The sequence below is a fragment of the Verrucosispora sioxanthis genome (genome assembly GCF_010560025.1).
Classification (GTDB): domain Bacteria; phylum Actinomycetota; class Actinomycetes; order Mycobacteriales; family Micromonosporaceae; genus Micromonospora; species Micromonospora palythoicola.
This window is the reverse complement of the sequence record NZ_SAIY01000010.1, coordinates 198,630-219,135: the sequence shown is the minus strand read 5'-3', so window position 1 is coordinate 219,135 and position 20,506 is coordinate 198,630. Positions and strand designations below refer to the sequence as shown.

The 20,506-nt window shown below is 69.9% G+C and carries 18 protein-coding genes and 3 pseudogenes; 11 read left to right on the top strand and 10 right to left on the bottom strand.

Annotation, left to right across the window (positions count from 1 at the left end):
* Nucleotides 1-31: 31 nt before the first annotated feature.
* Nucleotides 32-1,117 carry a hypothetical protein gene (locus ENC19_RS25125; protein WP_235945088.1) on the top strand — a complete coding sequence of 362 codons (1,086 nt, stop codon included), beginning with the start codon at nucleotides 32-34 and terminating at the stop codon, nucleotides 1,115-1,117.
* Between the two features lie 65 nt (nucleotides 1,118-1,182).
* Here ENC19_RS25125 and ENC19_RS25120 read toward each other — a convergent pair.
* Nucleotides 1,183-2,091 (bottom strand): annotated as a pseudogene (locus tag ENC19_RS25120) (LysR substrate-binding domain-containing protein).
* Between the two features lie 70 nt (nucleotides 2,092-2,161).
* Between ENC19_RS25120 and ENC19_RS25115 the strand changes: the two are divergent.
* The 5 genes and pseudogenes from ENC19_RS25115 to ENC19_RS25095 all read left to right on the top strand — a co-directional run bounded on the left by ENC19_RS25115 (nucleotide 2,162) and on the right by ENC19_RS25095 (nucleotide 7,771).
* Nucleotides 2,162-3,038: pseudogene (locus tag ENC19_RS25115) on the top strand (dihydrodipicolinate synthase family protein).
* 116 nt (nucleotides 3,039-3,154) lie between these two features.
* The gene (locus ENC19_RS25110; protein ID WP_164449520.1) at nucleotides 3,155-3,562 is read left to right on the top strand and encodes a YciI family protein; all 408 of its coding nucleotides are present in this window, start codon (nucleotides 3,155-3,157) and stop codon (nucleotides 3,560-3,562) included.
* 6 nt (nucleotides 3,563-3,568) lie between these two features.
* Nucleotides 3,569-4,714, top strand: a complete 1,146-nt coding sequence (locus ENC19_RS25105; protein ID WP_164449519.1) for an RNA polymerase sigma factor — start codon at nucleotides 3,569-3,571, stop codon at nucleotides 4,712-4,714.
* Nucleotides 4,715-4,922: 208 nt separating this feature from the next.
* Nucleotides 4,923-5,501, top strand: coding sequence for a LemA family protein (locus ENC19_RS25100; protein ID WP_281603296.1), 579 nt, complete (start codon nucleotides 4,923-4,925; stop codon nucleotides 5,499-5,501).
* A 14-nt stretch (nucleotides 5,502-5,515) separates the two neighbouring features.
* Nucleotides 5,516-7,771, top strand: a complete 2,256-nt coding sequence (locus tag ENC19_RS25095; RefSeq protein ID WP_164449518.1) for a DUF2207 family protein — start codon at nucleotides 5,516-5,518, stop codon at nucleotides 7,769-7,771.
* A 93-nt stretch (nucleotides 7,772-7,864) separates the two neighbouring features.
* Here the strand turns inward: ENC19_RS25095 and ENC19_RS25090 are convergent, their stop codons facing one another.
* From ENC19_RS25090 to ENC19_RS25055, 8 genes are all read right to left on the bottom strand, one after another.
* Entirely contained in the window at nucleotides 7,865-8,629 is a 765-nt protein-coding gene (locus tag ENC19_RS25090; RefSeq protein ID WP_164449517.1) for an ABC transporter permease, read from the bottom strand.
* Nucleotides 8,626-9,441: an ABC transporter ATP-binding protein gene (locus ENC19_RS25085; protein ID WP_164449516.1), complete on the bottom strand. Its 816-nt coding sequence runs from the start codon at nucleotides 9,439-9,441 to the stop codon at nucleotides 8,626-8,628. The genes ENC19_RS25090 and ENC19_RS25085 overlap by 4 nt, the downstream gene beginning before the upstream one ends.
* A complete protein-coding gene (locus ENC19_RS25080; protein ID WP_164449515.1) occupies nucleotides 9,438-9,818 on the bottom strand; it encodes a DUF1048 domain-containing protein in 381 nt (126 codons plus the stop codon). Before ENC19_RS25080 ends, ENC19_RS25085 begins: the two co-directional genes overlap by 4 nt.
* A 2-nt stretch (nucleotides 9,819-9,820) precedes the next feature.
* Nucleotides 9,821-10,168, bottom strand: a complete 348-nt coding sequence (locus tag ENC19_RS25075) for a PadR family transcriptional regulator (protein WP_164449514.1) — start codon at nucleotides 10,166-10,168, stop codon at nucleotides 9,821-9,823.
* 370 nt (nucleotides 10,169-10,538) lie between these two features.
* Nucleotides 10,539-10,763 carry a hypothetical protein gene (locus ENC19_RS25070; RefSeq protein WP_235945087.1) on the bottom strand — a complete coding sequence of 75 codons (225 nt, stop codon included), beginning with the start codon at nucleotides 10,761-10,763 and terminating at the stop codon, nucleotides 10,539-10,541.
* Nucleotides 10,764-11,030: 267 nt separating this feature from the next.
* Complete coding sequence (gene rpmF, locus ENC19_RS25065) at nucleotides 11,031-11,207, bottom strand: 50S ribosomal protein L32 (protein ID WP_164449513.1); 177 nt, start codon at nucleotides 11,205-11,207, stop codon at nucleotides 11,031-11,033.
* Between the two features lie 282 nt (nucleotides 11,208-11,489).
* Complete coding sequence (locus tag ENC19_RS25060; protein WP_164449512.1) at nucleotides 11,490-12,008, bottom strand: 2'-5' RNA ligase family protein; 519 nt, start codon at nucleotides 12,006-12,008, stop codon at nucleotides 11,490-11,492.
* A 237-nt stretch (nucleotides 12,009-12,245) separates the two neighbouring features.
* A complete protein-coding gene (locus ENC19_RS25055) occupies nucleotides 12,246-14,060 on the bottom strand; it encodes an RICIN domain-containing protein (protein WP_164449511.1) in 1,815 nt (604 codons plus the stop codon).
* Nucleotides 14,061-14,555: 495 nt separating this feature from the next.
* Here ENC19_RS25055 and ENC19_RS25050 point away from each other — a divergent pair, with 495 nt between their 5' ends.
* Nucleotides 14,556-15,170: a sigma-70 family RNA polymerase sigma factor gene (locus tag ENC19_RS25050; protein WP_281603293.1), complete on the top strand. Its 615-nt coding sequence runs from the start codon at nucleotides 14,556-14,558 to the stop codon at nucleotides 15,168-15,170.
* Nucleotides 15,171-15,239: 69 nt separating this feature from the next.
* The gene (locus ENC19_RS25045; protein ID WP_164449509.1) at nucleotides 15,240-15,977 is read left to right on the top strand and encodes an anti-sigma factor; all 738 of its coding nucleotides are present in this window, start codon (nucleotides 15,240-15,242) and stop codon (nucleotides 15,975-15,977) included.
* Here ENC19_RS25045 and ENC19_RS25040 read toward each other — a convergent pair.
* Nucleotides 15,929-17,044, bottom strand: a complete 1,116-nt coding sequence (locus ENC19_RS25040) for a CE1758 family FMN-dependent luciferase-like monooxygenase (protein WP_164449508.1) — start codon at nucleotides 17,042-17,044, stop codon at nucleotides 15,929-15,931. The genes ENC19_RS25045 and ENC19_RS25040 overlap by 49 nt on opposite strands.
* A gap of 143 nt (nucleotides 17,045-17,187) precedes the next feature.
* Between ENC19_RS25040 and ENC19_RS25035 the strand changes: the two genes are divergently transcribed.
* From ENC19_RS25035 to ENC19_RS30630, 3 genes and pseudogenes are all read left to right on the top strand, one after another.
* Nucleotides 17,188-18,942, top strand: a complete 1,755-nt coding sequence (locus tag ENC19_RS25035; RefSeq protein ID WP_164449507.1) for a S8 family serine peptidase — start codon at nucleotides 17,188-17,190, stop codon at nucleotides 18,940-18,942.
* A gap of 109 nt (nucleotides 18,943-19,051) precedes the next feature.
* Nucleotides 19,052-19,276, top strand: a pseudogene (locus ENC19_RS31945) (zf-HC2 domain-containing protein); the annotation flags it as partial.
* Between the two features lie 783 nt (nucleotides 19,277-20,059).
* Nucleotides 20,060-20,503: a hypothetical protein gene (locus ENC19_RS30630; RefSeq protein WP_216592951.1), complete on the top strand. Its 444-nt coding sequence runs from the start codon at nucleotides 20,060-20,062 to the stop codon at nucleotides 20,501-20,503.
* Nucleotides 20,504-20,506: the final 3 nt, after the last annotated feature.

The following is a 20,506-nucleotide window of genomic DNA, read 5'->3' as shown; positions in this document are numbered from 1 at the left end:
AAGCATCGACTACCACCGATTGGAGTGGCCCATGTCTCTCCGACTCCGTCACCTCTGCGCCGCCCTGGCCATGGTGCTGGCCGCGACGCTGGCGGTCCCCGGCGCACCGGCCGCCGCCGCCACCGCCGACCGCTTCGGATTCGCGTACGTCGCCGATCCCACCGTGCCGGTCTGGACACCGCTGCCCGCGGCGTACCAGTTCGGCAGTTGGGCTGCGGGCCCGGTGGCCACCGGCGGCAAGGTCGCCCCCGGCCGTTTCCTGGTGCGGTTTCCGAACATCGGACTGGGCGCCCGTGGCAACGCCCATGTCACCGCCGTGGCCAGGGACGGCCGGTTCTGCCAGCTCGTGCGGTGGGGCAGTTCGGGCGCCGACGAGATCGTCGACGTGCAGTGCTTCCGACCCGGCGGAACCCCGACCGACACCCCGTTCACGGTGTTGTGGACGGTGAGTTCCGGCGTCCTGCCGGCCGGCGTCGGGGCGTACGCCTCGGCGCAGGTGTTGTCTAACGTCCTCGCACAGTCGTACAACTCGGCCGGCGCACCCGTCACCGTCGCCAACGTCGGCGTGGGCATCTACGCGCTGCGCTTCCTGGCGGTCGGCACGGCCGGCACGCTCTCCGGGAACGTGCAGGTGACCGCCCAGCAGCCGAACGCCCAACCACGCCGCTGCAAGATCCTTCGCTGGGGCGCGACCGGCCCGGACGTGCTGGTCTACGTCGCCTGCCATGATCCGGCCACCGGTGCATTGATCAACAGCGACTTCACCGCCTCGTTCCATCGGGAGCGCTCGGTCTACGCGTCGTTCGGCCCACCGAAGTACTTCGGGTACCTCGCGACGCCCTTCGTCGGTCCGACGAACTACTCCCACCCGCTCGGTGTGGGCGCGAACGGCTTCGGTCCCACGGGTCTCGGCACCTACACGGTCAAGTTCCCGGCCCTGCACGAGAAGAGCACCACGGCGCAGGTGACCGCGATCGGTGACGACCCCTCGTACTGCACCATCCAGTCCCGATGGGCGCAGTTCGGCAGCGACGCGGTGCTGCCGGTCTCCTGCTTCAGCAACGCCGGCCGGCCGCAGGACAGCGAGTTCAGCTCGACCTTCTCGTCGAGCGTCTGAGCCCGGCGGTCCCCGCCCAGAGCACGCTGGGCGGGGACCGGCGGCGGGTGCGACGCGGCGGCGTCTCAGGACCCGGTCGGGTGCTCGCCGGGCAGGTCCGAGGCGGCGACCCGCAGCGCGGCGACGCTCGCGGCCACCGCGGGATGGCCACCCGCACCCTGCCGGTAGGCGATCCGGGTACGCCGTCGGATGGTGAGCGGGACCAGAGCCACCCCGGCCGGCGGCCGCCCGACAGCCAGTTGCGGCACCAGACCGACGCCCTGACCGGCGGCGACCAGGGCGAGCACGGCGGTGAAGTCGTCCGCGTGATGACGCACGGTCGGGCGGAAGCCGGCCAGTTCACACGCGTGCAGGGTCACCGAGTGACAGAGCGTGCCCGGGCTGCCCACGATCCAGTCCGCGTCGCGTACCGAGCGCATCGGGTCGCCGGTGAGGTTCCGGTCCGCCCCGACGGCCAGGTGGACCGTCTCCTCCAGCAGTGGCACCGAGTCCAAGGCCGGGCCCGCCTCGACGGGCACGATGTCGTAGTCGTGCACGAGCGCCACGTCGAGGCGGCGGTCGCGCAGCGCGTCGGGCACCGCGACCGGGTCCAACTCGGTGACCATCAGGTCGAGCGCGGGATGGTCACGGCCGAGCGCGACCAGGGCGGGCAGCAGCAGGGTACGCACCGCACTGGGGTACGCGCCGATGCGTACCGTGCCGCAGAGCCCGCCCCGCGCGGCGACGAGAGTCGCGTCGGCCGCCTCCAGCGCGGCGAGGACGACCTCGGCGTGCCGGACCAGCGCCACCCCGGTGGGGGTCAGGGCGACCCGCCGACCGGCCCGCTCCAGCAGCGTCACGCCGGCCTGGCGTTGCAGCGCGGCGAGTTGCTGGGACACGGCGGACGGCGTCTAGGTGTGCGCCTCGGCCACGGCGGCGATGGTGCCGAGGTGGGAAAGATCCCGCAGCAGGCGCAGGCGACGGACGTCAAGCATCAGTTCAGCTTACGTATTCGGTGAGTAATCGGAGCTGGTGCTTCACCTTCTTCGGTCGGAGGCTGGAGGCATGACATCAGCCGGTCTCTACGTACCGATGATCACGCCGTTCGACGAGAGCGGCGCGATCGCACTCGACGCGCTGCGCGCGCTCGCCCAGGAGGTGCTGACCGCCGGCGCGGCCGGTCTGGTCGCCCTCGGCACCACCGCCGAGCCGCACGCCCTCGGCGCCGCCGAGCAGCAGACGGTGGTCGACGCGATCGCCGCCGTCTGTCGGGAGCACCGGGCCGGTCTCCTGGTCGGCGCGCACGCCGCGCCGGAGCTGCGGGCACTCGCCGGGCGGCCCGAGGTCACCGCGGCGCTCTGCCTGGTCCCGCCGTTCCTGCGCCCGGGCGAGGAGGCGGTACTCGCCCACTACACCCGGTTGGCCGAGGAGTCACCGGTGCCGCTGGTCGCGTACCACGTGCCGTACCGCACCGGGCAGCAGCTTGGCGCCGACACTGCGCCGCCTCGCCCGGCTGCCCGGCCTGGTCGGCGTCAAGCACGCGGTCGGCGGCATCGACGCCGACACGATCGCCCTGCTGGCCGACCCGCCCGCCGACTTCGCGGTGCTCTGCGGCGAGGACGCGTACGTCTCACCGCTGCTCGCCCTCGGCGCGGCCGGCGGCATCCTCGCCTCCGCCCATCTCGCCACCGCCGACTACGCCGACCTGGTCACGGCCTGGCGATCCGGCGACGTCGCCCGGGCCCGGCCGCTCGGCCACCGGCTCGCCGCCCTCTCGGCCGCGCTGTTCGCCGAGCCCAACCCCGCCGTGGTCAAGGCGGTGCTGCACGCCCAGGGGCGGATCCCGACACCGCTCGTCCGCCCTCCGCTGCTGCCCGCCACGCCGGCAGCCACCGCCCGGGCGCTGACCTGCCTGGCCGGGGTGCCGGACGAACCGGCGTGAGGGCCGCCGACGAACTTCAGCGAAAAATCTCCCGGCGGCATGTCGAGAAGCCGGGTCGGGCTCCGTCCTCGGTACGAACGCGGCCACAATGGCCCGTACCTGACAAGGAGCATCCGATGGCCAAGTACCTGCTGCTCAAGCACTACCGTGGCGGCCCGACCCCGCTGTACGACGTGCCGATGGACCAGTGGACGCCCGAGGAGATCTCGGCCCACGTGCAGTACATGCGCGACTTCGCAGCTCGGCTCGAAGAGACCGGCGAGTTCGTCGAGGGGCAGGCGCTCTCCCCGGAGGGAACGTTCGTCCGCTACGACGGCGAGGGGCGGCCGCCGGTCACCGACGGTCCGTTCGCCGAGACCAAGGATCTGATCGCCGGCTGGATGGTGATCGACGTCGACACCTACGACCGGGCGTTGGAGCTGGCCGGCGAGCTGTCGGCGGCGCCGGGTGCTGGCGGGAAGCCGCTGCACGAGTGGCTCGAGGTGCGGCCGTTCCTGAACGAGCCGCCGACCATCTCGGAGTGACGCACGGTGGATGAGGCCGTCCTACGGACCCTTACTCCCGCCGTGATCGGCATCCTCGTCCGTCGCGGAGTCGACTTCGCGACGGCCGAGGACGCCGTGCAGGACGCGCTTGTCGAGGCCGTCCGGGCATGGCCGACCGACCCGCCGCGCGACCCGAAGGGCTGGCTGGTCGCCGTGTCCTGGCGAAAGTTCCTCGACGTGGCCCGCGCGGACACCGCACGGCGACGGCGCGAGGCCCTGGTGGAGGTGGAGCCCGCGCCCGGACCGAGCGAGCCGATCGACGACACGCTCGCGCTGTACTTCCTGTGCGCGCATCCGTCGTTGACCCCGGCCTCGGCGGTGGCGCTGACGCTGCGGGCGGTCGGCGGCCTGACCACCCGGCAGATCGCCCGGGCCTACCTGGTGCCGGAGACGACAATGGCGCAGCGGATCAGCCGGGCCAAGCGGACCGTCAGTGGAGTCCGGTTCAACCAGCCCGGCGACGTCGGCACCGTGCTGCGCGTGCTCTACCTGGTCTTCAACGAGGGCTACTCCGGCGATGTCGACCTCGCCGCGGAGGCGATCCGACTCACCCGCCAGCTCGCGGCCAGGATCCGACACGCGGAGGTGGCGGGTCTGCTCGCGCTCATGCTGCTGCACCACGCCCGCCGGGCGGCGCGAACCACCGCCGACGGCCGCCTGGTGCCGCTGGCCGAGCAGGACCGCAGCCGCTGGGACACCCGCCTGATCGCCGAGGGCGTGCAGGTGCTCCAGAACGCCCTGGCCCGCGACCGCCTGGGCGAATTCCAGGCGCAGGCTGCCATCGCCGCGCTGCACGCCGACGCCCGCACGGCCGAGGAGACCGACTGGGTGCAGATCGTCGAGTGGTACGACGAGCTGGTCCGCCTCACCGACAGCCCGGTGGCCCGCCTCAACCGGGCGGTCGCCGTCGGCGAGGCCGACGGACCACGAGCCGGCCTGGCCGCCCTGGCGGGCCTCGACCCCGCCCTGCCCCGGTACGCCGCGGTCGCCGCGTACCTGCACGAGCGGGACGGTGACCTGCCGATCGCGGCACGGCTCTACGCCGAAGCCGCCCGATCGGCGCCCAGCCTGCCCGAAGTCGAACACCTCACGCGGCAGGCCGCCCGACTCAACGCGCTGCTGCGCCGGTAGGTGGTGCATCCACCGCATTGGGCCACCGAGGACAATGCCTTCTTCACGATCGTTCCGTCAGGATCCGGGCGACGTCCACGTTTCCTGCCGCCGCCGGCAGGGTGCCAGCCATTCGCCCGATTGCGGACGGCTTCCGGTGTGCCCATGCTCAGCGTCGACGGGCCGTCGGATCGTCGAGGTGGTCCACGACGGGATTCGGGGAGTTCGGGTGGAGACCGGTTCCATCATCGGGGCCGCAGGGCTGTTCTGCCTGGCGGCGGTGTTGATGATCGGCTGGGCGCTGAGCGCCTACAACCGTCTGGTCCGCCAGCGCAACCAGGTGCAGGCGTCGTGGGCTCAGATCGACGTCCAACTCAAGCGTCGGTACGACCTCGTGCCCAACCTGGTCGAGACGGTCAAGGGTTACGCGGCGCACGAACGCGGCACGCTGGAGGCGGTGCTGGCCGCCCGCACCGGCGCGATGGCCGCCGCCGTCGCGCCCGAGGTCTCCGTCCGCGCGGGCGCCGAGAACGTGTTGACCCAGACGCTCGGTCGGCTGTTCGCGCTGGCGGAGGCGTACCCGGACCTCAAGGCGAACCAGAACTTCGCGGCCCTGCACAGCGAACTGACGCGCACCGAGGACAAGATCGCCTACGCCCGACAGTTCTACAACAGCGCCGTCCAGACGTTGAACACGAGTGTGCAGTCCGTCCCGACCAACCTCATCGCCGGCTTGGGCGGTTTCCGATCGACGGACTACTTCGAGGCCCTCGACGGAGAACGCGCCGCCGTCCAGGTGCGTTCCTGACCGGGACGGGCCCTGTGGATTCCCGACTGTTTCTCGATCTGGTGGCGACCGCGGTCGCACTCGGGGCCTGGTTCGGCGCGTACGGCCTGGTCCGCGGGTTCACCCGGCCGGCCAGTCCGACGCCCGCGCCGGCCACCATGGAACTCGGGACCGAACCACCCGCCGTGGTCAGCCTGCTGGTCAACCGCTGGTCGGTGACCGAGGACGCGGCCGAGTCGACTCTGCTCGACCTGGCCGCCCGTGGCTTCCTCGAGTTGCGTCAACCGGACGACGATCCGATGCGGACCACGCTGCACCTGCCGCCGAGCCCGCCCGACGACAGCGGGCTGCGGCCGTACGAACGCCACGTGCGCGACCGGGTGCGCGGGCTGGCGGTCGACGGCGTGGTACCCCTGACCGCGCTGAGCTTCCGCGACGCCGCGCAGGCAAAGGCGTGGAACAGACGGCTGCGATCACAGGTCGTCGCGGACGCCCGGGCTGCCGGGCTGTCCCGGCGGCGCTTCGGCCCCGCCGTGACCAGCCTGATGACCGCCGCCGCCGGGGTCGTCGCGGTGGTCGTCGTTGTCGTGTTGTGGCACTACAGCAGCTGGCACAGTACCGAGGGGAACCCGGTTGTCGGGGGCGGAATCGTCGTCTTCGGCGTGCTCACCGCCATCGCGGGACTGTCACCGGGCGAGCGCGACACACCCCTCGGCCGTCAGGTGGCCGCACACTGGCTCGGTGTCCGTGACTGGCTACGCGGACACGAGCAGTTCGACGAACTACCACCGGCGTCGGTGGCGATCTGGGACCGCTATCTGAGTTACGGCGCGGCCGTCGGCGCCACCCGACTGACCAGCACGGTCCTCGACCTCGGCATGGGCAACAGGAAACTGGTCTGGTCCTCGCTCGGTGGCACGTGGCACCGGGTCCGGGTACGTTACCCGCGCTTCTCCGCCCGGTACGGCCAGACGCTGCCGAAGCTGCTGCCGCGCGCGGCGATCAGCATCGCGGTGGGCGGGTTCCTGCTGAAGGTCTTCGGCCCCGACTTCGACCTCGTGCCCAACTCGGCCGACCAGGCGGAGCAGATCTTTACGATGGTGACCGCCGGCGTCGTCGTCGTGGGCCTGGTACTGCTGGTGTCTGGTGGCCACACGCTGGTGCGCGGCGTCGCGGACCTCGTCACGGAGCGGACCGTCACCGGCGAGGTGCTGTGGCTAGAGGTGTGGCGCACGACGAACCAGGGTGAGGACCGACCGGCCCGACCATGGCTGCACTACCTGGCGGTGGACGACGGCACCGGCGACCGTACCACGGCCTGGGGCCTGCCCAGCCAGTGGGCCGGCGACTGCCGCGACGGGGACGTCGTCACGATCCGGGTCCGCCCGTGGACCAGGCGAGTGGTCGCCTTCGCGGTCGTCGGTCACAGCCGCTCCCGACGGCTGGTGGAGCGGGAGATCCTGACCGGCGGCGGCGTGAACGAGGTCGTTCGGATCGGCGACACGGTGCGCCGCCCCACCGGACCCTGGTCTGCCCGGGTCCATGAACTACTGCGGCATCTCGCCGCCCAGGGCTTCGCGGCGGCACCCCGGGTACGCGACACCAGCGAGCCCGGCTTCGAGCTCCTCGACTTCCTGCCGGGCGAGGTGTCGAACTATCCACCCACCCCGGCCGCGGCCTCGGTCGAGGCATTGGAGAGTGCGGCCGCGTTGCTGAGGGCGTACCACGACGCGACAGCCGAGTACGCGCGGCGAGCGCCACGCGACGGCTGGCAGGTGGCGGCGACCGAACCGGTGGAGGTCATCTGTCACGGTGACTACGCACCGCACAACTGTGTGCTCGACGGAAACCGCGTCGTCGGCATCATCGACTTCGACCATGCCCAGCCCGGACCCCGGATCTGGGATGTCGCCTACGCGGCCTACCGCTGGGTGCCGATGACCGCACCGGAGAACACGGACGGCTTCGGAACCGTGGAGGAACAGGCCGCCCGGCTCCGCACGTTCTGCGACCGCTACGGGCTGGACGACAGTGCGCGAGCCGACCTGATCGACGTCACGGTGGCCCGGCTGCACGCACTTGTCGACTTCATGCACGCCCAGGCAGCCGCCGGCAACGCCGCCTTCGCCGGTCATCTCGCGGACGGACACCACCTCCAGTACCTCAACGACGCGAGGTACGTACGCGCGCAACGCCTGGTCTTCGAACGTGCCCTGCGTCGCGGCCGATCGGGCGACCTGCGTGACGAGGGCCGCCGCCGTGGCGAGGATCGGCAACCGGGCCACCACTGACCGCTCGGCCGAACTCACCGTCGGCTGGCCGGACCACGCAGAAAAGGCGGCCCCGCATCCACAGGGGACGCGGCGCCGCCTTGCTGCGACCGGCTAGCTGATCTTCCTGCGGTAGATCGCTGTCGCGCCGAGGTACGCGACCACGAGCAGCCCGACGCACCAACCGAGGGCGATCCACAGGTCGTTGCCGACGGGTTCCTGGGCAAACAGCGCGCGGAGAGTGTTCACGATGGACGTGACCGGCTGGTTCTCGGCGAACCACGCGACCGGACCGGGCATCGAGTCGGTGGGGACGAACGCCGAGCTGATGAAGGGCAGGAAGATCAGGGGGTAGCTGAAGCCGCTCGCGCCGTCGATGGTCTTGGCGGTCAGGCCCGGCATCACGGCGATCCAGCTGAGGGCGAGGGTGAACAGGATCAGGATGCCGGCGGCGGCCAGCCAGTTGACCACTGACGCGCCGGTGCGGAATCCCATGATCAGCGCGACGCCGATGACGATCACGAGCGATGCCAGGTTGGCGATGAGCGAGGTCAGGACATGCGCCCAGAGTACGGAGGGCCGCGAGATCGGCATCGACTGGAAGCGCTCGAAGATGCCGGCCTGCATGTCGAGGAACAGACGGTACGCGGTGTAGGCGATGCCGGACGCGATGGTGATGAGCAGGATGCCCGGAAGCATGTAGTTGATGTACGACTCACCGGTGCCGGTGTTGATGGCTCCGCCCAGCACGTACACGAAGAGCAGCAGCAGCGCGATGGGGGTGATCGCGGTGGTGATGATGGTGTCCGGGCTGCGCAGGATGTGGCGCAGGGAGCGGCCGGTGAGGGTTCCGGTGTCGCTGAGAGCATGGGCGGTCATCGGGATTCCTCTCCTGCGGGCGTGGCCGGCTGGTCGGCGGCGGTGTCACTGGTTTCGCCAACGAGGGCGAGGAAGACGTCCTCGAGGCTCGGCTGCTTCTCGATGTACTCGACCTTGGCGGCCGGGAGGAGTTGCTTCAGCTCGGTGAGGGTGCCGTTCTGGATGATCGTGCCCTTGTGCAGGATCGCGATCCGGTCGGCGAGTTGCTCGGCCTCGTCGAGGTACTGCGTGGTCAGCAGGATGGTCGTGCCACCTTGGGCGAGCTGCTTCACCGTCTGCCAGACCTCGATGCGGGCCTGCGGGTCGAGGCCGGTGGTCGGCTCGTCGAGGAAGACGACCGGCGGGTTGCCGACCAGGCTCATCGCGATGTCGAGCCGGCGGCGCATACCGCCGGAGTACGTTCCCGCCTTGCGGTTGCCGGCATCGGTGAGCGAGAAACGGGCGAGCAGATCGTCGGCGGTCGCCCCCGGGTCCTTCAGGTGGCGGAGCTTCGCGACCAGGATCAGATTCTCCCGGCCGGTGAGCACCTCGTCCACCGCGGCGAACTGACCGGTCAGGCTGATCGACTTGCGTACCTCGGCCGGAGCCGAGGAGACGTCGAACCCCTGGACGGTGGCGGTGCCGCTGTCCGCCTTCAGCAACGTCGACAGGATCCGCACCAGCGTGGTCTTGCCGGCGCCGTTCGAGCCGAGCAGCGCGAAGATGCTCCCCGCCGCCACGTCGAAGTCGACGCCCCGCAGCACGTGCAGGTCCTTGAAGGACTTGGTGATGGCCTGCACCCTGATCGCGGGTTCGCGAGCCGTGGTGGTCATTCGCTCTTCTCCTCACCGTTGTTGTGGTCAGCAGCGTCGATCGCCTTCCGCAGGCGCTCGCGCTCCCTGTCAATCCACTGCCTGCTGGCGTACGCCTGCAGGAACGTCTCCGCGAACTCGACCGGGTCGTCGCCGACGATCGCGCGGACCGGCGTTCCGTCGGCGACAGCGCGCTCCCAGAGGTCGACGAAGTCGCCGAACATGGTGGTGAGCGTGTCGCCGTCGAGGATCCCGCCGTGGTACATGAAATACCGGTGCAGCGCCTTCGCCGCGCCACGGTAGGGCTCCGGCAGGGCCTCGATCCGGGCCATGTGGTGCTTGTACTGCTTCTTCTGCTCCAGCGATCCGACGAGCGTCTCGATCCACTTCGCGGCCATGCTCATGCTCCCTTTTCGTGTTGGTTGCCGTTGTGACGGAGTTGCTCGATGCGATCCGTGAGGACGCTCCAGGTCCTCCAGAACTCGGCGAGTTGGTCCCGCCCCTTCGCGTTGAGCGAATACACCTTCCGCGGCGGCCCCTTCTCGGAAGGCACCTTCTCCACGTCCACGAACCCCCGTTGCTCTACACGGACGAGCAGTGCGTAGATGGTGCCTTCCGCGATGTCCGAGAACCCGCGGTCGCGCAGCCACGCGGTGATCTCGTAGCCGTACGCGGACCTGCGGGCCAGGATCGCCAGGACGATGCCTTCGAGGGTGCCCTTCAGCATCTCGGTCAGTTGGTTGCCCATGTCCCCATCTCCTCGCTACCCAGCGACGCTAACTACTGGTAGACAGTATCACTGGGTACCAGTAGATAGCAACAGTGAATACCGCAGAGATCGCCACCGGTGCGAGCGGCGACCTGCACGCGTGGGCCGTGGTGATCGACCGTGACTGCCGCACAGTTGGACAGCACGAGGTCACCGGTAGGCTGCGCCATGGCGAGGAAGAAGCAGCGACAGTTCGGCAATCCCGCACGGCAGGCGGAGGTTGACGCTGCGGCGCGGGCCCACGCCCTCGCGGTACAGGCGGCGACGGTCGCTTCCGTGCAGAAGCGAGGGAGATTCTGCATCCGCCGGGCGGTCAAAGAACCGTCACCACATCCGGATCGGCAGCGCGCTAACCCACGTTGTGGCCGGTGCCTTGCAACCGGTCGACAGTGACATCCAGCCGGCGAAGTACCTCCGTCTCGGTTGTTCCGGTGGCCGCAGCCAGCTCGATGGCCAGCAGGCGACAGACCGTGGCGATTCCGACGGCCGCCTCGACCGGGTTCGGCTCATCGTGCAGCGCCTGCTCGAGTGCGGTCTCAGGTTCTCTGTCCTCGGCAGCCCAGGTGATGACCACTCGTAGGCCGTATCGCAGGCAGCGGAACTGTGTCGGGCAAGCCAGTTACCCGCCTCGCCGCTCATCGTCAGCCCGTAGGGGTGTCAGGCGACCGATGCCCAGTGCGGTGGGCGCGATGACCGGAACCCGACCTGGGGTGCCGAGCCCGGGCACGGCGCTGCCCGGACGGCCCCTCAGGTCGGTCACGTCCTCCCGATCCGCCGCAAACAGCCACGATCCAGCGCTCACAAGCCGACCGGGACGGTGCCCGGACCGGGCGGCGTCGGCTCAGCGCAAGCTGCTCGGATCGATGTGGCCGAGCTGTACGGCGCGGACGAGGCGCCGGGGAACTCGGTAGGTCATGCTGCCGATCTGAATGGGCACCAAGTCGACCGGCACCGCCTTCCAGTTAGCGCGACGATGACGGGTATTGCTGCGAGACATCCGCCGCTTCGGGACAGCCATCGGAACTCCTGCGGGTTGAGCAGTTACAAGATCGGCGACGTGCGACCGGTCAGAACCGGGGCCCCCCAGCTCACTCCGGACCGGGCCACCACCCGCCGACCCCGCATCCGTGCGGGCCGGCGATCGAGAAGCGAGGTCAGCTTCTGCGGCCTCGTCTTCGAGGTCTAGGGAAAACGGTTTTCATAGTACAGAGCAGGGTGGCGTGCCGCGCCCCGTGGGGCTCCGGTCGCGTACGGTCCGGCCGACAACCCAACCCTTGCTGACCCGCAACTCTTCCCCGGGTCAACCGCCGTAACCGGCCAAGGGCTGCACCGACCGGTCGGCGCTGTTGTAACTGCGGGCCGCCACGAACGACCCGGCGGACACGGCTCCCACCACGGCGCGCACCAGCGTCCAGTCGGCGTCTCGGAAGCGAAGCGCGAGGCTGAGGTGCGGCGTCCAACGGCCGGGCTGGTGCCACGGATTATGACCTTCTCCGTCTTCGAGCACCCGCCACACCGCTCGGTGCGTCTCGACCAGTTCAGCGGCGGGCTCCACCAGCCAGACCAGCGACGCACTACCATCGAGCACCGTCACGTCGCCGAGCCGCGCCGGCAGCGGAAGCGCCGCGTCCAACAGAGCGGCGAGGCGGGCAACAGCCCCGGGCGGGAACTCGTCAACCGCGGCGAGAGTCAGGTGCGGACGATTCGACGAATGGGTGTTACGGGCCAGGCTCGGCAGACCGGCCGCAGCGAGCCGGCCCCAGGCCGCCCGGACGGCGGCATCGAGCTCCGCCGAGCAGAGCAGTTCCACCGTCCGCACGACGCCAGGTTAGCAGCGGTGTGCTGGAGCAGTTCCCGTCCTCAGACGAACCCATCAGCCTCGGCCGTGGCACCGTCCGGACCAGCAACGCGTCCCGCCACCGAAGGCAGGGAATCGACTGTCCGCCAGAATGCATCTCGCAGCGTCCGCCAGGAGGACGACCTGGGCCAGACACACCGACCAGTTCCGGGGCCGCGGCGCCCGCCGCCCCGGAACCTCAGCCGGACATTGTCGTGACTACCACTCCGCCTTACCGACGAGAGCCCAGTCATGGTCGTCATTTGTCAGGCACGGGACCATCTGGAGCCGAGCGCCCGAACCTCCGGTCCCCCCGCCGGGAACCTCCATGCACATGTCCGACGCGACGTTGCGCAGCCAGTAGTACTGCCATCCGCCCGAGGTGAGCCGCGGTTCGAGCCGGAAGTACTGGTTGTCCTGGTCGTAACAGCCGGTCACGTTGAGCTGAGCCTCGTTGGGAGCTGCGCCGAGGCCAGGCGGGTCGATGCAATAGCCGTCGTCGGGGTTGCGGATCCAGTAGAGCTGGTAGCCCTCGCTGTCCACGGCACGCGGCACGAACTGCCACTCCTGGTTGTCCGCGGCCTTCTTTACACACACGTCCTGGTTCACCGGTCCGTCGCGCTTGCCCGCGCCGGTGCCGGGTTCGTCGACGCACAGCTTCGTACGATGATTGAAGATGAAGTACGGGCCGTAGCCGCCGGCCGAGCCGCCGGAGTCGGGCGCCTTCACCGGTGGCTGGGCGCGCTTGGGGGTCTCGGTCGCCGCTCCCCCGGTCTTCTTGCCGGTCGCCTCGTCCGCCGCCGCGGACGATGGTGCGGACGGCGACGCATCCGGCTCCCCGGACGGTGACGCGGACGGCGCAGACGTGGGCTTGGCATCCTCGGACTTCTGCGGCACCTTATCCTTGACTGGAACCGTGAGTCGGGTGTCCTTCTCGTACTCGGCCATGTGCGCCATCACCCGGTCGGCGAGATGCGGGACGGAGGTCCGCGGCAGACCACCGGCCTGGCGGATCACCGCAGCTCCCCACTGATAGGCACCGAGAGCCAGCACGTACGGGTCGCCGCCATTCAGCAGTCTCAGTTCCTGGGACAGCCCGCACATGGCCTTACCCATCGACACGACCGCATGCTGCGGATCCCACGCCGAAGCGTCCTTGCTGACGCGATACGTCTGCCATAGCTCGGGAGTGAACTGGGCGATGCCCACTGCACCGTCTGCTGAACGGAGGTTGACGTTGAAGTTCGACAGGGCACGTAGCTGCGCGGCGATTCGCACCGGCGTGATGCCGGAGCAGATCGCCCCCGCCGACTGAATCGCCGGCACCAGGTCGTCCGATACCGGCACAGCGGTCGTTTCCGCAGCCGCGCCGACACCCCCTCGCGGTTTGGTGGCCAACTCGTCGCGGTCGGCGTACCAACTCGCGTATCCGCTGACCCTGTCGACGCGCTGCTGCTGTGCCTTCGGGACTCCCTTGGCCTGCACCACGGCGGCGGCACCGACCTCTTCAGCGGCCACCGCAGCCGGCCACAGGTCACCGTCGAGCCCGCCGGCTCGAACCTGGCCGACCAGCTGACATGTACGGCGTGCGACCGCCGTCACGACCGCGGCCCGATCGGTGACCCGGGCCGACGAGGTCGGCCGCCACTCCGCCCAGGAGGCCGGATCCATCGCGGCGATGTTGCCGTGCGGCCCGCCCTCGGAGAAGCCGGAGGCGGCCATGATCTGAGCGGCGAGCCTCGGCGGGTTCAGACTGGGACAGGACAAGGCGGCAGCGACGATCGCCGGGACGAGGTCCTCCGGCACCGGCTCACCGACCAGCTTGTCGTCGTTCGCGACGGCCGGCACAACGGCGAAGGCCACCGCTCCGAAGAGGATCAGCGTCAGGAACAGGGCCATGATCTCGACTCGCGCCCGCGTCGTGGCCAGCTGACGCCGCCACCGCGCTCGCTTGAGGACATTCTTTTCAGTCATCGACTCACTCTGGGCTGCATATCGGGAAATCTGGCTCTCTTCAGACGGACGAGGCAACATCAGGGTTCAACGACCCAGGAGGAAAATCTGACCCTGGCCGGCTGACCCGAGACGCGGATCGTCACGTGTGCCGCCGCATGCCTCACGCGCCTCGGCGCGGACTACCCGCCACCATCGGGGGTACATCACCGTCAACCATGTACCTCGACGCGACGCTCGTGCGACGACCACATCGGACAAACCTACCCGCTCACGATCTGTAACGGATGCCACAGGCGTGAACTTCATATTTCCGCTTGGGTACCAATGAGTCCATTGTGGGTAGTCACCCCGTTTCGGGGTTATCGGATGAAGTCAGGCTGTGACACTCACGCCGTCGGTCATGCCGAGTCACCGACCTGCCGGGACGGGTGCCTTGTCCCGCAAGAGGGACGTCGATGGCACCCTCCCGCACGAACAGATCTCCCCCGTGGACGCCACTCCCGACCACCGTCCGGCCACCTGACCCCGTGTCCCCGCATTTTGGACTCACGTCCCCGCGTGAATAATGGACGGGTGGTTGACGGCGCCCCTCATCATCGCCTGCCGCCCAGATCGTTGCCCCACGATGCGGACGCCGACGCGCTGCGTCACTTGCAACAGGTCCATGGTCCCGTGCTGCTCAGCTTCCTGACCAGGCTAACGCACGGTGACGTGCACCGGGCCGAGGACATCGTGCAGGAGGCTCTACTGCGGGCCTGGCGTAACCCGGAGGCCCGCAACGCGGACGGGCGGTGGAGTCGCGCCTGGATCTTCCTCGTCGCGAAGCGGATCTTCATCGACCAGGTCCGAGCCTCCGAAGTACGCCCTGCCGAACTCTCGGACGAGCACATCGACATGCATGCCCGTATTGAGGACCCGATCGAGCAGCGGCTGGACGCGCAGGAGGTCCGCGCGGCTCTCAACTCGCTTCCCGAACGGTTACGGATCACTCTTGTCGAAATCTACTTCCAGGAACGTTCGGTGGCCGAGGTCGCCGAGATCCTCGACGTGCCGGCCGGGACAGTGAAGTCACGCACCTTCTATGCCTTGCGGGCACTGCACACGGCCCTGGCCAGTCGTGGATTCGCGGTCCGCCCGGGAAAGGGCTCAGTCGCCGCGGGTGCCGCCAAAAAGCCCGCCGCGTCGTGAACCCACGGCGGTCGCGAGCCATCTACGTGACGCACAGACACTGGTCAAGTAGTGACGCACGGAGGAGGGATGACGGTGCCGGACGATCACGTCGAGGAACGCCTCCTCGGACTGCACTATCTGGGAGAACTCGACGCGGCACAGAGCGATGTCATCCATCGTCACCTGACGGGATGTGCCGCATGTCGAGCCCTGGCGGAGGCACTCGTCGAGACTCTGGCCGCGCTGGCCCTGCTCGGCGACGGTGCCGACGTCGCCCAGCCCCGGCGACGGCCGAAACGCCGGGCATCGGACCGCCGGGCATCGGGCGGACGGGCATCGGGCCACCCCGGCCAGGCCGACCGGCCGCGGGCCTCCCGCCGGGCACGCCTGATCCGCGAGGGTGGTCTGCTGGTCTTCGCGCTGATCCTCGCCAGCCTCGGTCTCGTTGCGGTGGTGCGCGACCCGCCGCCGCCGGACGGACCGGACGTGATGTCGGTCGCCGCCACGGCGACCGATGCCACGTCCGGCGCCTCCGCATCCGTCTTCGTCACCGGAGGCGACAGCGGTGTCGCGATCCGCGCGACCGTCAACGGGCTGCGTTCCGGAACCGCGTACGTGCTCTACGCCGTCACCATCGACGGGCAGAGTCGGCCGGTGCACCGCTGGACCAGCGGCCCGGCCGTCGGGGAGTTGACGGCCGAGTTGGACGGCGTGCATCTCGATGAGCTGTCGTTCTTCACCGTCTCGCCGGAGGCGGGCGGGGTGGTGGTGTCCGTCTACCTGCCCGGTGCCACCGGCGCCCCGACGCCCGTACAGACCGGGTGAGCCGTCGGGTCAGACGGTGACGGTGGTGCGGGAGCACACGCGGGATGCGCCGGTGGACCTGCCACCCCGGACGTTTCCGCACGTAGCACCGGCACTACGTGCTCGCCCAGCAGATCGAGCTGTTCCAGAACGACTTTCAGGGGAAGGCCCGCATGGTCGATGAGAAACATCTGGCGCTGATAGTCGCCAGCGATTTCCCGGAACCCGAGGACCCGGTCGATCACCTGCTGTGGGCTGCCGACCACCAGCGGTGTCGACCTCTGGTACTCCTCCAACGACGGCCCGCCGCCGTAGACCGGAGCGGCGTCGAAGTACGGCCGGAACTCCGCGACCGCGTCCTGGCTGCGGTGCCGGATGAAGGCCTGCCCGCCGAGCCCGACGACGGCCTGACCGACGCCGGACTCGGCGCACCGCGCGCGATAGTGGTCCACCAGTCGGCGGGTGTGCTCCGGCGGCCAGAAGATGTTGTTCGCGAACAGTCCGTCGCCGTAGCGTGCGGCCATGTCGACGCCCTCGGTGCTGCGCGTGACAGCATGCCAGACGAACGGCGGCACCCCGCCGAGTGGACGCGGCGTCGAGGTGAAGTCGTCCAGTTGGGCACGGAACCGCCCGGACCATGTCACCTTGTCCTCACGCCACAACCTGCGCAACAGTTCGTAGTTCTCCACGGCGAGGTCGCGGCTGTCCGCGATCTCCCGGCCGAACCACGGGTACACCCGACCGCTGATCCCGCGGCCCAGCATGACGTCCAACCGACCGTCCGCCAGATGCTGCACCGTCGCGTACTCCTCCGCGATGCGGACCGGGTCGTTCGTGGTGAGCAGCGTGGCTGCAGTCGACAGGAGCAGCCGCTCGGTATTCGCCGCGACGTGGGCCAGCAGAGCGGCGGGCGAGGAGGCGGAATACCCGTCGGTGTGGTGCTCGCCGATGGCGAACACGTCGAGCCCGATCTCCTCGGCCTTGCCCGCGACCGCCGTGATGCCCTTGATCCGTTGGCGGTCGGTCGGCCGGTGACCGGTCCGGGCGTCGGGTGTGCGGTCGCCGATGCTGTAGATGCCGAACTGCATGAGTACTCCCCGGGGAAATGGGCTGGTCCTTGAGACGTCCGGCCGCACCGCCCGGTTCAATCCTGGACAGCTACGACGAAGGTGAAGAACGGATGTCCTTGATCACGCGAGCGGCAGTTCGTGCGGGTTTGGCGGTGAGCGCGGTGACAGCACTGCTCGGGCTCGGCGCAACGGCCGCACACGCCGACGATTACGTGAAGTACTACACGGTCACCTCCTCCCACAACGGCGCGAAGGAGAACCTCAGCGAGATCGCTGAACGCTTCCTCGGCGACTCGGCCCGCTCCTTCGAGCTGTTCAATCTCAACTCCGGCCGGAAACAACCCGACGGCGGCGCGCTCGTGGACCCCGCGCGCCTCAACCCCGGCTGGTTGTTGATCCTTCCGTGGGACGCCGTCGGCGGCGGTGTGCAGTACGGCATCCTGCCCGACACGTCACCGACGACGGCCGTGACTCCGAAGCCGAATACACCCTCGGCGTCGCCTTCCCCCGGGCCGGTCCCGTCGGCCGGCGGGACCGGCACCACCGCACCCGCGCCCACGAAAAGCCCGTCGAGCGGCAACACGACAAGCAAGGGCGGCCGGTGCGCGACCGCGGCCGCGTCCAACAGCGCCCCCAGCTGGGCGGAGCTGCGACTCGCCGCCGACCAGGCATGGCCGCAGAGCCGGGGCAAGGGCCAACTCGTCGCCGTGGTCGACTCCGGCGTCGACGGCAGCCTGCCGCAGCTCACCGGCCACCTTGCCGTCGGCTCGGACATCGTCTCCGACAGTGGCCGGGGCGACACCGACTGCCTCGGCACCGGCACCGCCATGGCGGGGCTCATTGCCGCGCAGGGCGGCTCCGGCGGCAGTGTGACCGGCATCGCGCCTGACTCCACGATCCTGCCCGTCCGGATCGCCGAGACCAGCACTGAGGTGCGGGCCACCGACGCCGCTGCGGGAATCCAGGCGGCGGTCTCCGCTGGCGCCACCGTCATCGCACTGGGATCGTACGTAGACAGCAACGACGAGACCGTCGCGGAAGCCATCGTCGAGGCGGTTGAGCACGACATCGTCGTCGTACTCGGTGCCCTGCCGAAATCCGTCTCGATCAACCCGGAGGCCGCAATCGGCGACGGCACCCTGCGCGTGGGCGGGGTCGGCGTGGACGGTCAGGCCGCCGCCGATTACCTTCTGGGTGGCGTCGACGTGGTCGCGCCGGGTGTCAACGTCAGCAGCATCGGCATCACCGGCACCGGCTCGGTCGCCGGCAGCGGCACCCACTATGCCGTGGCCTTCGTCGCCGGCACCGCCGCGCTGGTCCGGTCCGCATACCCCGAGCTGACTGCTGAGCAGGTCGTCCACCGGGTCAAGGTGACCGCCGACCAGATGGGCACGGGCACCGCGCCCAACGCCAACTTCGGCTGGGGCCTGATCAACCCCGCCCGGTCGGTCACGAAGGTGCTGCCAGAGGAAGCCGTACCTGCCAAAGCCGATGAGCAGGGCTTCACCCGGCTCACCTCCGGATCAACAGGCGGCCGGTCAGCCCTGCTCGTCGTCGTGACGCTGGTCGCTCTCGCTGCGGCCGTCCTGCTGATCTTCCGTATCCGCCGGCTGCTGCGCGGCGAACCGATGCCCGAGGAGGACACGCCCGAGCCGCCCGCCGGAGACGACACCCCGCCCCTTGCCACCCGCCCGCCAACGGTCCGGCCGAGAGAATCGCGGGAGATGGCCGCCATCACTCCCGGGGTCCGACCCGGCGATGATGCCCCGGAAACGCCGGCGTCTCCCCGCCCCGGGGAGCAGGTAAGCGTGCCGGCGGCACCCGCTCCGTCCGAGCCGGGCACGGCTACGCCGCCGACTGCGGCGACCGATCCCAAGGCCTCCGTCGGGGCGAAGTCGGCGCAGACAAAGGAGTGACGACAGCCCAGCCACACGGGGGTTGGGCCCGGTGCCTGGCCCCCGCAGGTGTTCCAGGCAGACATGGCACTCCCTGGACGTCCCTGTTGAGGGACCTTCAGATTCCGGTATGGACCCAGCATGCTCGGCTGAGTCCCGGAAGCCCTCGGCGTGCGGCATGGGCGAGAGACGGATCACGACCCCATCGGGACCCACGACTGGAAGCGAGCGGACCGGGGATTTGATGCACGTGGCGGACGATGCCGAGCACGTCGGGGAGCTGCTCGGTCTCTATCACCTCGACGAACTCGACGCGGAGGCTGCCGCTGCGGTGCGTGCGCATCTCGACAGCTGCGAGGCGTGCCGCGACGAGGCGGCCGAGGTGTGCGATCTGCTCGGTGCGCTCGCCCTGCTGGCCGACGAGCGAGACGCGATCGTCAATGAGTACGGGGCCCTCGGCACGTCGGTGCCCCCGGCATTTCCGCAACGCTTCGCGCCCGTCGAGGAGCCGGAGGACGGGTCTGGCCAGCGGCGCGGCATGCCCTGGCCGCACCGGCCCCGATGGTTCGGCCGCAAACAGGCTTCGGATTCTCCTGCCACGACCCCTCCGGCCGTGACACCTGTCACCATCGCTCCCGCCACCACGCCACCCTTGCCCGCGTCGTCTGCTTCCGCACCGCCGTCCGAGCCCGCGAAGCGTCCCGCCGGTACGCCGGCCGATCCCCCGCCGGCCGCCAATTCGCCGCAGAACGCCACGACTGCCGCAACACCCGCCACCTCGTCGACGGCCGTGGCTTTGCCGGCCGTCGAGCCCGCTGAGCCGCCTGCGGCCCGTACCCCACCGCCCGCCGCTGTCGGACGCAACGCGTCCGTCGGCTCACCGGCAGTGCCGCGTAGGGCCCCGACCGGGCAGGCGCCACCGACCAACCGAGTCGCGCCCGTGGTGAAGATGCCGCGGTCCGACCGACCAGCGCCGGAGGCCGCACCTGCGGTCCCGAGGGTCGCACCGGGGGTGCGGACCAAGCCCGTCGTCCGGCCGGTTCCGTCCGCCGAGCCGGCGCCGGCGGCCGTGCAGCCGCTCGCTGCCACGCCTGCGGTGACTGGACGCCCACGGCCGGTGCGACGTACCCGGGCGTTGGTGATTTCCAGCGGGATGCTCGCCGCCGCATTCGCCGTGGGCGGCCTTTCCGCGAACGCGCTACTGCGCGGCGGCCATGAAGACTCGGCCCCGCCGGGGCTTGGCGTGGTGAGCGTGGCCGCCTCCGCGACCGATGTGGAGAGCGGTGCCGGGATGGCGGTGTCGCTCACCGAGGTGGACGGTTCGGTGCAGGTGCGGGCGACCCTGACGGGTCTGCGGAAGGGCGCCGGATACCGCCTGTATGGCTACGACTTCTGGGGCACCCGATGGGCGGTGGTCAACTGGACCGCGACCGCAGCCGAGATCCAGAAGGTCACCGGCACAGCACCCGTCCGGATCTCGGGCATCTCACACTTCGTGGTGCTGCGCAGTGATCGGAGCACAGCGGTGACCGTGTACCTGCCGCGCGGTGATGCGGTGAACATCGGCCCGACCTCCAGCTGACAC